We start from the raw sequence: 13,889 nt of genomic DNA on the forward strand, positions 1-13,889 counted from the left end.
GGCCGCCGGTCCGCAGCGCCCCTCCCCGTGCCCGTCATTCCATGCGTCAGAAGGGATAGCCCACACCGAAGTTCAGCGCCGTATTCTTCCACTTGAAGTCGTGAATCCACCGCTCGCCCGCGGGATTGTTGGGATTGTGGAGCTGGATGCCCCAGTCCAGACGCAGCACGGCGAACTTGATGTCGAAACGCAGACCGAGCCCCGTGTTGAATCCCAGTTGTTTGTAGAACCGGTCGAAATGGAACACGGCGTCGTCGGAGTACTCCGAAGGATTCTGCCGGATGTACCAGACATTGCCCAGATCGAAGAACGTGGCGCCGTGCACGATGCCCCAGACGGGGAAGCGCAGCTCGAGGTTGGCCTCCAGCTTCACGTCGCCCGTCTGCACGGGGAACGAGCCGTGCGGGTCGGGCACGGAGCCCTGTCCGAGCGTCCGGGGCGTCCAGCCGCGCATGCCGTTGCTGCCGCCGCAGTAGAACTGGCGGTCGAACGGCACGGAGGAGGAGTTGCCGTAGGCCATCGCCACGCCGCCGTAGATATGCCCCACGAGCGCCGTCACCCCGCCCAGCATGATCTTCCGGCTCACGCTCAGGTCGGTGCGGAAATACTGCGCGTAGGGAATGCCGAAAATCGTATAATAGGGTTTGTCCGACTTCGACGGCGAGAAGAAGAGGTGCTCCACCCCGTCGATCAGGTTGCCCGCCGTCTCCAGATTGAACCGGATGTTCGTGGCGTTTCCGTTCAGGTTCCGGCGCTGGTTGTTATAGCTGTATCCGAACGACAGTCCGCCGATGAACTGCGTGTTGAAACTCTCGAGCAGGTAACGGTTCGGCGTCAGCTCCTCCCCTTCCGAATCGGGATTGTCCACCATCAGGAACGACACGTCCAGGTCCCGTACATTCACCACGTTGATATCGACCGGCCGCAGCGAGAACGACGAATAGCGGTTGTTGCTCCACATGTAGGCGATGCCGGCGCTCGACAGCGTGCGGCGGTAGTAGGGACGGTCCTGGAAATTGACCGACAGCTCCACCTTGGTCCGGGGCTGGACCACCGAACGCTGCCGCCCCGTGCGCCACGGAAGCAGGAAGCGCGGGAAGGTCAGTCCGGTGGTGATGCCGAATTCCGTGGCGCGCTTCTTCTTCGCATCGGGCGCCTTCATGAACTCGTATCCCGCCGTGAAGGAGACGTCGAACGACTCGGCGCCGCGGAAGATGTTGCGGTTCTGGTAGCCGAGCGTCGCCTTCAGTCCGTAGAAGCTCGACGTCGTGCTCCCTTCCAGATCGACCTTGAAACTCTGCCGCAGCGTCGGCGTGCAGAGGATGTTGCACGTCAGATACCCCTCCCGCACGGAGCTCCGGGCCGCCGTATCGGTCGGCGAAGCCGCAGGGAAGGGAACGAAGTCCGCCGAATCGGCTCCCTGCGGCCGCTCCTCGAAGGAGATCTTCGCGCTCCTGAAATACCCGAGCGCCATCAGATCGGAATAGGTCCTGTTCACCTGCGACGCGTCGTAGAGGTAGCCCGGATAGAGCGGAATGGCCTGCCGCAGCACGGCCGGGCGCAGGGCGGGCCGCTTCTCGCTGACGACGTTCAGCCCCCGGTAATGGATCGTGTCGAGCCGCGAGAGGAGCGCCGTATCGGTCCTGAACGCCGCAGGATCGTAATCCGGGAAGACGTTGATCCGGTCGATCCTATACACCCGGTTGTCCTCCGTCCGGGGCCGTCCGCGGTCGTCGTATCCCGTCAGATTCTGCCGCACGACCATCCTCAGCTTCACGCGGTTGTCGCCCGTCAGCGTATCGGCGCGGAAGAGGATGTTACTGACCGAAAAGTTGTAGTACCCCTGCTCGCGCAGACGGGCCGTGATGCGTTCGCGTTCGGCGTCGAGCACCGAAACGTCGAACACGTCGCCCGCATGCAGCAGCGTCCCGGCCGTGTCGGACAGGATGAGCGGAGAGAGGGAATGGTCCTGGAACTCGTAAGAGACCGTGTCTATGCGGTAGGGCGCCCCCTGAAAGTTCCGGAAGGTCACCTTCGCCCGCCGTCGCCGCGACACGGTGTCCACCTCGCACGTCGCGCGCGAGGAGAAGAAGCCTTTCGAATCCATATAGACCTTCAGGTTCTGCACGCTCCGCTCCGTGAGCGACAGATCGAACAGCACGGGGGCCTCGCCGACGCGGCGTTTCCAGTTGTTCCAGCCGTTATCCCGTGCGGAATCGGCCTGCTCGTAGAGCCAGACGTAGAAGTTGGTCCCCAGCAGCCGCTTGTTGGGCGTCTGCCGCACGTACTTCTCGAGCTCCGAGGCCGCGATGCGTTCGCGGCGCGGCGTCGCCTTGTCGTCCTCGATGCGGACCCGCTGCAAGAAATACCCGCCCTCAGGGATATGCCGCGTGACGCTGCACGCCGAACCGGCAAGGCTCAGCGCGACGGCGACCAGACAGCGACACGCCCTCCGCACGGGACGTCAGTTGTTGAAGAACCCCTTCTCCTTGAGCAGGGCGAAATAGGACCGCGAAATGGCCAGGTTGTCCCGCCGCACATACCGCCGCTCGGTGAACACCTGCGCTAGATTCGGCAGTCCGTTCTCCTCGAGCAGGCGCCGGGTCAGCTCCGACTCCTCGCGTTCGGCCCACAGCTCGTCGATCTCCGCGGCCGTGTAGTCGGTGTACTTCTCGTAGTGGACCACGGCCTCCAGCGGCAGGCGGTCGGTCAGCTCCGGCGACTCGTCGGGGTATCCCGTCACGACGGTCGTCACCGGAATCACCCCTTTGGGCAGGGAGAGCACCCGGGAGATCTCGGCGGCCGTGTAGATCGTCGTGCCGAGGTAGCAGATGCCCAGCCCGTGCGACTCGGCCGCGACGCAGAAGTTCTGCGCGGCCAGCAGCGCATCGGTCGAGGCGTTCAGAAACCAGGCGAAGTTGTCGTAGGCCGGATCGGCGTCGCGCTGCTCGCACCACATCGTGAAGCGGTGCACGTCGGCGCAGACGGTCACCACGCACGGCGCCTCGCGGACCATCGGCTGGTCGAAATGGCAGGGCGAAAGCCGCTCGCGCAGCGCGGCATCGCGGGTCACCACCAGCGAATAGAGCTGCATGTTGCCGCACGTCGAGGCGCGCGATGCCGCTTCGAGACATTCGCGGAGCACCTCCTCGGGAATCGGCTCCGGACGGAACTTACGGATCGAACGATGCTTGAAAAGCACACTTTTCATGGACCGGTATCTTTTAGAATTTCGCGTTGGACCAATGCTCCGCCGCGGCATGAGAGGGCCCGGCGGATATTTTCCGCAAAATTAGCAAAACTTTTAGAAGTTTTATTATTTTTGCCGTAACATAACTTTCTCACGCACGTGCGAACGGAATTTGCCAAATACGAAGGCGCAGGCAACGACTTCATCCTCATAGACAACCGCGGCGAAGGATTCACGCCCGACCCGCGGCTGATCGCCCGCCTCTGCGACCGCCACTTCGGCATCGGCGCCGACGGAGTGATGACGCTCTCCCGCAGCGCCGGGACCGACTGCGCGATGCGTTACTTCAACGCCGACGGTTCGGAAGGCGAAATGTGCGGCAACGGAGCCCGCTGCTTCGCCCTTTTCGCCGAGCACCTGGGCATCGGCGGCGAACGCAAACGCTTCACCGCCGCGGACGGGCTGCACACGGCCCGCATCCTCCGCACGGAGGGGACGGGCGGCCTGGTCGAACTGGGCATGACGGAGGTCGCGGAGATCCGCCGCGGCGACGGGTGGTGGTTCCTCAACACGGGCGTTCCCCACTACGTCGAATTCGTCAGGGACCTCGACACGGCGGACGTCTGCGGCCGGGGCCGGGCGATCCGCCGCGACACGGCGCGGTTCCCGCAGGGCACGAACGTCAATTTCGTCCGCATCCTGCGCGACGGCGCGATCGCCGTCCGCACCTACGAACGGGGCGTCGAGGCTGAGACGCTGGCCTGCGGCACGGGCGCGACGGCGGCGGCCATCGTCACGAACTTCGCCTGCCAGCCCGCCGTCCTCCGCTACGACGTCGCGGTTCCCGGCGGGACGCTTTCGGTACGGTTTTCGCGGGAGGCCGCTACGGAACACTACTCGGACATCCGCCTCACGGGGCCCGCGCGGCGGGTCTTCGCCGGGGAGTTCGGGACCGAAGATTTCTGAAACACCATTCAACCGTTTTTCACCCATGAAAACACAAAAGGGAGTCCGCGAGCAGCATTCGGACGAACTTCGGAAGGCCCGGCGCCTCGAACCGCTCCGCAAGAGCGGCAAGGAGCGCCACACGCTCTACAACAGCCTCGGCGACGAAGACGACGAGGAGCTTACGCCCTATCCCCGGCGGGAGTCGGCCCTCGACTACCTCGACGACGACCAGCGATAAAGGCCGCGCGGCAGACGCATCCCGGCGGCACGACATACCCGGCGGAGGCCCCTCCGGCCCCGTCGCAAGAACCTCGCGCCCTTCCGAAGGAGAAGGGCGCGGAAAAAGAACGCATATGACCGAAAAATTCATCATGGCGGGGCGGACGGCCCTGCACGTCTGCGACTCGGAACGGGGCGACCGGTGCGTCGTGCTGTTGCACGGCTACCTCGAATCGCTGCTGGTCTGGGAGGAGTTCGTACCTTATCTTTACAAGCACGTCCGCGTGGTGATGCTCGACCTGCCGGGCCACGGCATCTCGGTCGTCGCGGGAGAGGTTCACACGATGGAGTATCTGGCCGACACGGTGGCCGACGGACTCCGGGCGCTGGGCATCGCCCGCTGCACGGCGGTCGGGCATTCGATGGGCGGCTACGTCGCCCTGGCCCTCTGCGAACGCCATCCCGAACTGCTCGACGGCGTGGTGCTGCTCAGCTCCACGCCCAACCCCGACACGCCGGAGAAGGCCGAAAACCGCCGCCGCGAAATCGCCCTCGTCCGGGCCGGCAGGAAGGACGCGCTGGCCCGGGTGGCCCCGGAAGCCGGATTCGCCGAGGAGAACCGCCCGCGGATGAAAGACGCCATAGAGGATCTCGCCGAGCAGGTGTTCGTCACCGAAGACGAGGGCATCGTCGCCCTGCTCAACGGCATGATCGCCCGCAAGGACCAGAACGACATGCTGCGCGCCTCGAAGGTCCCGCAGCTCTTCATCCTCGGACGCCGGGACGGCTACATTCCCGTCGAGACCGCCGAAAGGATGGCGGCCGCCCATCCGCAGGCACGGGTCGCCTGGCTCGAACACAGCGGACACATGGGCTTCCTCGAAGAGCCGGAGGCCACGGCGCAGGCGATCCTCGGCTTCGTACGCGAAACGGGCGGCCCGGCCGAATAAACGCCGCACGCCCGGCGCCGGCGGAGACCGCTTCGGAGGCGCCCGAGACCGCCGCCCCGGCACGGCGGCATCTTCTCCGCTTCTGCAACGGACGACCCTTCGGGGCCGTCCGTTTTCGTATCCCGGGGTCTGCGTTCCGCCTTCCGCACGTCTCCGGAAGAGCCTTTCGGCCGCTTTCCGGACCTCCCAAGGATTTACTTCGCCGGCACACGGCATAATTTACAATCAGTTATCGAGCAACGCATTACGATAACAATCCGATTGAAAAAACCTACTTTCCGGTTTAATATCCATCGTGAAAAGAAATATTATGGTGAAATTTGTGTGACAACCTGACCGACCTTATGAGAAACCTCTGCTCGCTGACGACTTCGTTCCCGGCCGACCGGCTGCGGCCTCTTCCGCCGCGCACGGAGCATACCCGTCCGGCATGCGCGAAGAGTTTCCCCGCCTTGCGAGGGGGGGGGAATTTCCACCGCGGGAAATAGTCCGCAAAACCGGTAAACCGACGTGCGTCTTCCAAACATCCGACGCACGATCCACACCTGATATTATAATCATAGCCGATCCCGACGGCGGAGCGTACTCCGGCGCCGGTCCGTCGTGCGCCCTGCGCATCCGTTCCTCCGCCGGGAACGGACGCCCCGCCATGCCCGGCAAATCCGATTTCAAATCCATAACCCAACAGAAAAAGCCTATGAAACACAACCGACTCCGTTTTTCCGGCTCCCCTCCGGACGCCGCTCTCCACGCCGGGTTCCGGCACGCAGCAAACGAAAAATCCATCAATTAAATCAAACGTTCCCACATGGACCAAAAACGAAGCATAGAAACACGCCTCAAGGGCGTGGGTATCCTGCGCAGAACCACACGGTATCTGCTTGTCACGATGCTGGCCGTCCTGGCATCGGCGACCGCGCTGCAGGCGCAAAACACCGTCATCAAAGGCGTCGTCACGGACAAGGGCGGCGCCCCCATCGCCGGCGTGACCGTCGTGGCGAAAGGCACGACCGCAGGCGAAGTGACCTCGAGCGACGGCTCCTACACACTCAGCGTTCCGGCCGGAGCGGAGGTGCTCCAGTTCTCGTTCATCGGCATGGAGACCCAGGAGGTCGCCATCGGCTCGCGGACGGAGATCAACGTCACGATGGCCCCCGGCTCGCTCGGCATCGACGAGGTGGTGGTGGTCGGCTACGGTACGCTGGCCAAACGCGACCTCTCCTCGTCGGTGGCTTCCGTGAAGAACGAAGACCTCACCGAACGCACCACGGCCTTCAACATCATGCAGGGCATCGCGGGCAAGGTCGCCGGCGTGAAGAACGTCTCGTTCTCCGGACGTCCGGGCGGCTCCTCGGCGCTGCGTATCCGCGGTATGGGTTCGATCAACGCCGGCAGCGACCCGATCTACGTCATGGACGGCGTGGTGGGCGTCGATCCCTCGCTCATCAACCCCGAAAACGTGGAGTCGATCGACGTGCTGAAGGACGCCGCCGCAACCTCCATGTACGGTGCGCAGGGCGCCAACGGCGTGGTCATCATCACCACCAAGTCGGGCAAGAAGGGACAGGGAACCGTGACCTACAACGGCAAGGTGGGCTTCGGCTTCCTCAACCGCAAGCTCGACCTGCTCGACGCCGACGAATACATGGAGGTGCAGCGCCGCGCCTACGCTTACAGCGGCAAGGTGATGCCCCACCTCGAGACCCCTTACGAGAACCTCTTCTACTACGCCAAGGACCCCGCCGGCAACTTCCAGCGCGACGAGAACGGCTACCTGATCGCCTCGCCCAAATACGACACCGACTGGCAGGAGGCGCTGACGCAGACGGCCATCACCAACGACCACACCGTTTCGTTCGCTTCGGGCAACGACAAGACGTCGGTCTATTCGAGCATCGCCTATCAGAACTTCGAAGGTCTGGTCAAATACACCAACTCGGAGCGCATGACGGGAACGGTGAACGTGAAGAGCGACATCACCGACTGGCTCAACGTGCAGACCGTCGTGACGGCCGGCACGGACAAGACCAACGCCGCCGACGGCGAGAGCGGATTCGGACAGGGTCCGGTGCGCAACATGCTCGAGATGCCACCCATCGTTCCGGTGCGCTACGAGGACGGCACGTGGGGCCGCAAGGACGACTACCCGCTGGGCGAGCTGGCCGAAAACCCGCTGCGCCTGCTCCAGGAGAAGAAGAGCGTCACCGAGACCGACTACGCGATCTTCAACGTCATCGCCGACATCCACCTGACCAAGAAGCTGACCTTCACGGCCAAGGGCGACTATCAGATGACCAACCGCCGGACGCTGAGCTACGCCAAGGCCGGCCTGCACGGCGAGACCGACACCAACGGCGGCTACGCCGACATCGGCAACACCAAGTCGCGCCGCTGGTCGAACGAGGACTACTTCACCTATGCCGACTCGTGGTTCGACGACCAGCTCAAGTCGAACTTCGTGCTGGGCGCCAGTTGGTACTACAACCACTCGGAGAACTCGTCGGCGGGTTCGGAGCAGTTCTTCGACGACTTCTTCGGCTACCACAACCTCGGCGCCGGCACGGTCTATCACAAGCCCACGTCGGGCATGAGCCAGCAGACGATGAACTCCTACTACTTCCGCATGAACCACACCTTCCGCGACAAGTACCTGCTGGGCTTCACGCTGCGCGCCGACGGCGCCTCGAACTTCGGCGCCAACAACAAGTACGGCTGGTTCCCCTCGGCCTCGGCGGCGTGGATCATCTCCGAGGAGCCCTTCTTCGACGCGGCCCGCAAATGGGTGAGCAACCTGAAGCTGCGCGCCAGCTACGGTACGGTGGGCAACGCCTCGATCCCCAACTACAGCACGATCTCGCAGTACAGCAACGACCAGATGATCCTCAACGGCGCGCTGAACCCCTACGTCGTGCTCTCGAACCTCGGCAACGCCGACCTGAAGTGGGAGACCTCGAAGCAGTTCAACGTCGGTCTCGACGTCTCGCTGTTCGACAACCGGCTGGAGCTGATCATGGACTACTACAACAAGACCACCACCGACCTGCTTTTCCAGAAACAGGTTCCCTACACGACGGGATACGCCACGACGTGGACCAACCTGGGCAAGATCCGCAACAAGGGTTTCGAGCTCACGATCTCGTCGCGCAATATCAGCCACAAGAATTTCCAGTGGACGACCGACCTCGTCTTCTCGACCAACCGGCTCATGGTGATCGACGTCGGCGGCGAGCGCATCGACCTGGGCAACAACGCCATCGCCGAGGCCGGCAAGCCGTGGGGCTCGTTCTTCGTGCTGAACCGTCTGGGAACCTGGGGCCTCGACGAGGTGGACGAAGCCCGCAAATACGGCAAGAAACCCGGCGACCTGAAGTTCGAGGACCGCAACCACGACTACGTGATCGACGACAACGACCGCCGGATCATGGGCAACGGAACCCCCAAGGGCGACATCACGCTGGTGAACACCTTCCGCTACAAGGGCTTCTCGCTCATGGTGGACCTGAACGCCGCCTACGGCTTCAAGATCATGGGCATCACCACGACGATGATGGAGAACCGCCAGCTCTACGGCAACTCCATGAAGTCGGTGCTCAACGCCTGGACGCCGGAGAACCAGAACTCGATGATCGCCGCACTGCGCCTCCCGTCGGACGTGAACTTCGGCGAGAACGAGAAGGACTCGCGGATGCTCTACGACGGCGACTTCCTGCGCATCCGCAACATCTCGCTCTCGTACGACTTCAAGCCGGAGCTGCTCCGCAAGCTGCGCGTCATCAAGGGCCTGAGCATCGGCGTCAATGTCGAGAACCTGCACGTATTCACCGAATATCCGGGCTACGACCCCGAGGTGGGCGCCTTCAACACGGACCGCGGCCAGAGCATCGACTTCTACTCCTACCCGCACCCGACGACCGTCTCGGCCAACATCAAGATCACCTTCTAACAACCGAATCCCTATGAAAAGAGAGATATTGAACATCGGCTGGGCGCTCGCCGCGACGGCGGCGCTGTCGTCGTGCGACTCGTTCCTCGAGGAGTCGCCCAAGACCTTCCTTTCGCCGAAATACTACTTCCAGACGGAAAACCAGATCACCGCCGGCGTGAACGGCCTCTACACCTTCGTGGACGACATCTTCGACGGCGACATCGAGGTGGGCACGCAGAACTTCATCTTCCTGGACTACCTGCCCGGCTACGGCATCCGCCCGCGCGCCGCGAGCAGCCTCTACCTCTCGCAGGCGCTCAACCTCTCCGTCACCGAGGAGAGCACCCACGTCGAGAACCTCTGGAAGTCCTCCTATTTCGCCATCGAGAACTGCAACGGCGTGATCGCCGGCATCGAGGCGGCCAAGAACGTGGAGATCGCCGAGGACACCCGCAACAAGCTGCTGGGCGAAGCCTACTTCCTCCGCGCGTACAACTACTTCAACCTCGTGCGGCTCTACGGCCCCGTGCCCCTGAAGAAGAAGACCACCTCCGACCTGTCGCAGGCGCAACTGCCCCTGTCGTCCGAGGAGGCGATCTACGAAGTGATCGTCACGGACCTCACGCAGGCCGAGAAACTGATGGAGAACGCCCCCTGGACGAGCACCGACGGCCGCGTGACGAAGGGAGCCGTGAAGTCGATGCTGGCCAAGGTCTATCTCACGATGGCCGGCTATCCCCTGCAGAAGGGCGGCGAATACTACCGTATGGCCTACGAGAAGGCGCACGAGGTGTACGAGAGCGGGCAGTTCCGCCTGTTCGACACCTACGCCGAGATGCGCGACCCGGCGAACGCCAATTCGGGCGAGTTCATCTGGATGATCCAGCGCGAAGCGGACCGGGCCGGCTCCCCCGTGCACAACGACATGCTGCCCTATCCCGAACCCTCGAAGGCGATCTCGCAGAACGGCGCGTACGGCGGAGCGCTGGCTCCCGCACAGGCCTTCTACGAGTCCTACCCCGCCGGCGACCTGCGCACGGCCGAGAAGGGCTACTATTACACCGAGCACGAGGCGCAGGACGGCTCGGGCGTCGTGGAGCTGGGCGCTCCCTTCATCTACAAGTACTGGGACGCCAGCGCCGCCGAAACGGGCAAGTCGGGCATGAACTACGCCCTGCTGCGCTATGCCGACGTCCTGCTGATGATGGCCGAGGCGAAGGCGCAGGCCGACGGCGGCTCCACCACCGACACGGACGCCGTGGAAGCCTACTACATGGTCCGCCACCGCGCCCTGCCCGACGAGGAGAAGCCCTCGAAGATCGACGTGAATCAGGTGCTCAAGGAGCGTTTCTGGGAGATCTGCTTCGAGACCCAGACATGGTACGACATGCTGCGCACGCGCAAGGCACTGAATCCCACGACAGGTCAGATCGTGGACCTCATCGGCTGCCAGACCCCCGGCCACACCGAGGGCGCACGCTTCGAGGAGGCCGACCTGCTGCTGCCCTACCCGCTCCGCGAGAAACGTCTGAACCCCAACCTGGTACGGAAATAACCGGCCGGGAACGTCAAAAAAACGTGAGATGAAATTCCGATTCAGATATGCGGTCCTCCCGTGCCTGCTGCCGGCCTTCGCGGCGGCATGCAGCACCGAGGCCACACACCGCAGACCCAACATCTTCGACGACGAGGAGTCGTTCGCGGCCGTGACGTTCTCGTCGAACGCCGACTCGCTCTTCCTCTCGTGGGAGCTGACCGACGACCGCATCCAGTTCGACAGCTACCGGATCACGGACAACAAGTCGCAGCAGGTACTGACGGTCGGCCGCGACGAGACCTCGTGCCTGCTGACGCACGTGCCGTACAACGAACCCGTAGCAGTCTACCTGTCGCTCGTCGCCGGCGGCGAGGTGGTGAAGACGGCCAAGACGGACGTCGTGATCGACGGCCTCGACAAGACGACCGCCGCGACGCTGATCCCCGACCGGGGCAGCGTCACGGGCGGCGACGGGACCTACTCGATCCCCCTGCCCGACGGCCGGAGCATCTTCCTCATGGGAGACTCCTACATCGGGCCGGTGACCAACGGCCAGCGCCCGACCTCCGACCACATGTTCCGCAACACCTACATTCTCTACGACGAGGGGCGGGTGAGCGCGATCTACGGCGCCGGAGGCGACGGGAACGCCTCGGCGGCCGTACCGCCGGGCGTATCGGACGAGAGCAGGAAATGGTACTGGCCCGGCCACGGATTCGTCGAGGGCAACACGCTCTACGTCTTCCAGACGGTCATGTACCAGGGAGCCGAGGGCATGTGGGGATTCCGCTACGAGACGACCGACATTCTGGAGTACGAGCTGCCCTCGCTGACGCTGCGGCGCACGACCCGCATTCCCTTCCGCGGTTCGGAGGACATCCACTACGGCATGGCCGCGCTCAACGACGGCGACTACGTTTACGTCTATGCCCAGGTGGACGTCACCAACGACGCCGATCCGATCTCCGAGGTGCTGGTCGCCCGCACCACCCCCGCGAAACTCTGCACCGACTGGGAGTACTACACCGGTTCGGGCTGGAGCACGGACCCATCGGCCGCCGAGCGGCTCGAAGGGCTGGCGAGCGTGCCGGTCTCCTCGCAGTTCAACGTCTTCCGCCTGCGCGACAAGTACGTGCTGCTGACGCAGAACAAGCGTTACAACAGCGGCGAGATCTACACCTTCACGTCGGACAGCCCCGCGGGACCGTGGCGCAACAAGCAGCTGATCTACAGGATTCCCGCCATGGAGAACAGGAAACTGTTCACCTACAACGCCATGGCGCACCCCCAGTTCGAAAAGGACGGCATGATCCTCGTCAGCTACAACGTCAATACCGAAGAGTTCTCACAACAGTTCAGCGACGTCAGCACCTACCGGCCCCGTTTCTTCTGGATCGGAATCGACCGGATATTGAACAGCAAGCGATAACCACAAAAAACAGAAACCATGAAAAAATACGCATTGATACTCACGTGCGCGGCGGCCTGCGCGGCGCTCACGGGTTGCGAGGATGTCTCGGACCGTATGTCGTCCGACTACCCGAGCACCTACGACATAAAATACGGCATCCGCCAGGTCCTCCAGTACGACCCTATGAACATCAACGGAATCGACGTGGCGGAGAAGTTCGACTTCTTCGGCACGCTGCGCTTCACGATCCACGTCAAGGACAACCGGATGGCCAGCCTCGAGTTTTCGAACGGCGACGTGCCCTTCTCGCCCTACGCCTTCGAGATTCCCTCGGGCGAGGTCGAATGCTACCTGGACACCGAGGCGCTGCCCAACGAGCTGCGGATCAAGGGGACGGACAACGTCGTCGCCTACTTCCAGAACGGCGAGTTCTCGGTCCCGTTCCAGCTCGACTGCGAGGAGCTCAACTACAAGTACACTTTCAAGGAGATTGTCGAATAATTTAACCCGGAACGCGTTATGAAACCTCTGAACAGATTCAAATATTGGATAATGACCGCCGTCGCGTTGCCGCTCATCGGCATCGGCTGCATGGAGATCGTGGAGATCATCCATCCCGAGGATGCGAAGGTGAACAGCGACATAGACATTTCGGTGAAGATCAAGTTCACGGCCGAGACCGACCACCGCTCGGAGATCGCCTTCGCGATTCTCGCGCCGAAGGCCTGGAACATCCGGGAGAACGCCTCGCTGACGCTGACCACCGAAGGGTACGTCAATCAGGGATTCGCCGAGGTCGTGGACGAACAGATGACGCCGATCCCCGAGGGCGCCATCGAGCCCGGCACGGGCCTGCCCTGGCCGGACGCCTACCAGAGCCAGATCGGCCTGATGGGCAACACCGGCCCGATGGAATGGGTGATCTTCCAGTCGAAGACGTCGTTCGACGTGAACGACCAGCGCGAAAACGGCAAGGAACCGATCGTCGGCACGGTGAAAATCCGCCTCAAGACCGGCCCGCAGGCCATCAAATGCTTCATGGGCTACGGCTGGTGCAGCCTGAACAAGGGCTTCGACGTGGGCGGCGACGACGGCAAGGGCAGCAACCGGCGCTACAAGGAGAACGAGAAGTCGAAGGTGCTGACCGTGACGGGCGGCGACCTGCCGATGCTCGACTACACGGTGGAGAGCCTGGTATCGACCGTCCCGTCGGTATTCGGCTACGGCGACATCTTCTCGGTGAAATTCTCCGCCGTATCCGGCTCGACGGAGACCGCCCTGAACGGCCAGGAGAAGGTCTATCTCTGGGGCAAGGCCGTGTACGACGGCGGCAAGGAGGTGATCGTCGATGAAATCAGCGACAAGACCCTCATGGAGAAGATCAGCGAAACGGCCTACCAGAAATACATCTACCCGCGGCACTTCTTCGGCCTGCCGGCCGACGCCGAGATCGAAGCCACCTACTTCCACTTCACCAACGAGGACCGGAGCATCGTCGTGACGGACCCTGCCTCGGGCGAGGACTTCCTCGTCTCGGAGACCGTGGAATAATCCCACCCCACACACGACCGAAGGGACCGGCCGGGAAATACCCGGGCACGGTCCCTTCGGCCGTTTTTCGAGCGTTCTCCTCATCATGACGCCCCGACCGATCCGGGAATCGTTCCGGAACGAACGGCCGGTTCCGTCCGGCGCAGCCGCACAACCGA

10 protein-coding genes are annotated in these 13,889 nt (G+C 63.1%); 8 read left to right on the top strand and 2 right to left on the bottom strand.

The genetic code is table 11. The annotated features are described in order from the left end of the window. Nucleotides 1-46: 46 nt before the first annotated feature. The gene (gene tamL / locus FME97_RS04490; protein WP_141428070.1) at nt 47-2,458 is read right to left on the bottom strand and encodes a translocation and assembly module lipoprotein TamL; all 2,412 of its coding nucleotides are present in this window, start codon (nt 2,456-2,458) and stop codon (nt 47-49) included. 6 nt (nt 2,459-2,464) lie between these two features. Further along, nucleotides 2,465-3,211, bottom strand: coding sequence for a nitroreductase family protein (locus FME97_RS04495; RefSeq protein WP_141428071.1), 747 nt, complete (start codon nt 3,209-3,211; stop codon nt 2,465-2,467). Between the two features lie 138 nt (nt 3,212-3,349). Between FME97_RS04495 and dapF the strand changes: the two genes are divergently transcribed. The 8 genes from dapF (at nt 3,350) to FME97_RS04535 (ending at nt 13,731) form a co-directional block, all read left to right on the top strand. After that, on the top strand, nt 3,350-4,156 hold the full coding sequence (gene dapF, locus FME97_RS04500; protein WP_141428072.1) for a diaminopimelate epimerase: 807 nt from the start codon (nt 3,350-3,352) through the stop codon (nt 4,154-4,156). A gap of 25 nt (nt 4,157-4,181) precedes the next feature. Continuing rightward, on the top strand, nt 4,182-4,376 hold the full coding sequence (locus FME97_RS04505; RefSeq protein ID WP_141428073.1) for a hypothetical protein: 195 nt from the start codon (nt 4,182-4,184) through the stop codon (nt 4,374-4,376). Between the two features lie 115 nt (nt 4,377-4,491). Continuing rightward, nucleotides 4,492-5,307 carry an alpha/beta fold hydrolase gene (locus FME97_RS04510; protein WP_141428074.1) on the top strand — a complete coding sequence of 272 codons (816 nt, stop codon included), beginning with the start codon at nt 4,492-4,494 and terminating at the stop codon, nt 5,305-5,307. Between the two features lie 808 nt (nt 5,308-6,115). After that, entirely contained in the window at nt 6,116-9,250 is a 3,135-nt protein-coding gene (locus FME97_RS04515) for a SusC/RagA family TonB-linked outer membrane protein (protein ID WP_141428075.1), read from the top strand. Nucleotides 9,251-9,263: 13 nt separating this feature from the next. Continuing rightward, a complete protein-coding gene (locus FME97_RS04520; protein ID WP_141428076.1) occupies nt 9,264-10,787 on the top strand; it encodes a RagB/SusD family nutrient uptake outer membrane protein in 1,524 nt (507 codons plus the stop codon). 28 nt (nt 10,788-10,815) lie between these two features. Then, a complete protein-coding gene (locus FME97_RS04525; protein WP_141428077.1) occupies nt 10,816-12,198 on the top strand; it encodes a DUF5005 domain-containing protein in 1,383 nt (460 codons plus the stop codon). 18 nt (nt 12,199-12,216) lie between these two features. Continuing rightward, on the top strand, nt 12,217-12,681 hold the full coding sequence (locus FME97_RS04530) for a hypothetical protein (protein ID WP_141428078.1): 465 nt from the start codon (nt 12,217-12,219) through the stop codon (nt 12,679-12,681). Nucleotides 12,682-12,699: 18 nt separating this feature from the next. Beyond that, nucleotides 12,700-13,731: a DUF4961 domain-containing protein gene (locus FME97_RS04535; protein WP_141428079.1), complete on the top strand. Its 1,032-nt coding sequence runs from the start codon at nt 12,700-12,702 to the stop codon at nt 13,729-13,731. Nucleotides 13,732-13,889: the final 158 nt, after the last annotated feature.

The sequence above is a fragment of the Alistipes dispar genome (assembly GCF_006542685.1).
Lineage (GTDB): Bacteria > Bacteroidota > Bacteroidia > Bacteroidales > Rikenellaceae > Alistipes > Alistipes dispar.

What these genes read in the sequence shown, in the direction of transcription:
- FME97_RS04530 (WP_141428078.1), top strand. Translation starts at nt 12,217, where the DNA reads ATGAAAAAATACGCATTGATACTCACGTGCGCGGCGGCCTGCGCGGCG.
- FME97_RS04510 (WP_141428074.1), top strand. Translation starts at nt 4,492, where the DNA reads ATGACCGAAAAATTCATCATGGCGGGGCGGACGGCCCTGCACGTCTGC.
- FME97_RS04520 (WP_141428076.1), top strand. Translation starts at nt 9,264, where the DNA reads ATGAAAAGAGAGATATTGAACATCGGCTGGGCGCTCGCCGCGACGGCG.
- FME97_RS04515 (WP_141428075.1), top strand. Translation starts at nt 6,116, where the DNA reads ATGGACCAAAAACGAAGCATAGAAACACGCCTCAAGGGCGTGGGTATC.
- FME97_RS04535 (WP_141428079.1), top strand. Translation starts at nt 12,700, where the DNA reads ATGAAACCTCTGAACAGATTCAAATATTGGATAATGACCGCCGTCGCG.
- FME97_RS04505 (WP_141428073.1), top strand. Translation starts at nt 4,182, where the DNA reads ATGAAAACACAAAAGGGAGTCCGCGAGCAGCATTCGGACGAACTTCGG.
- FME97_RS04525 (WP_141428077.1), top strand. Translation starts at nt 10,816, where the DNA reads ATGAAATTCCGATTCAGATATGCGGTCCTCCCGTGCCTGCTGCCGGCC.
- FME97_RS04495 (WP_141428071.1), bottom strand. Translation starts at nt 3,211, where the DNA reads ATGAAAAGTGTGCTTTTCAAGCATCGTTCGATCCGTAAGTTCCGTCCG.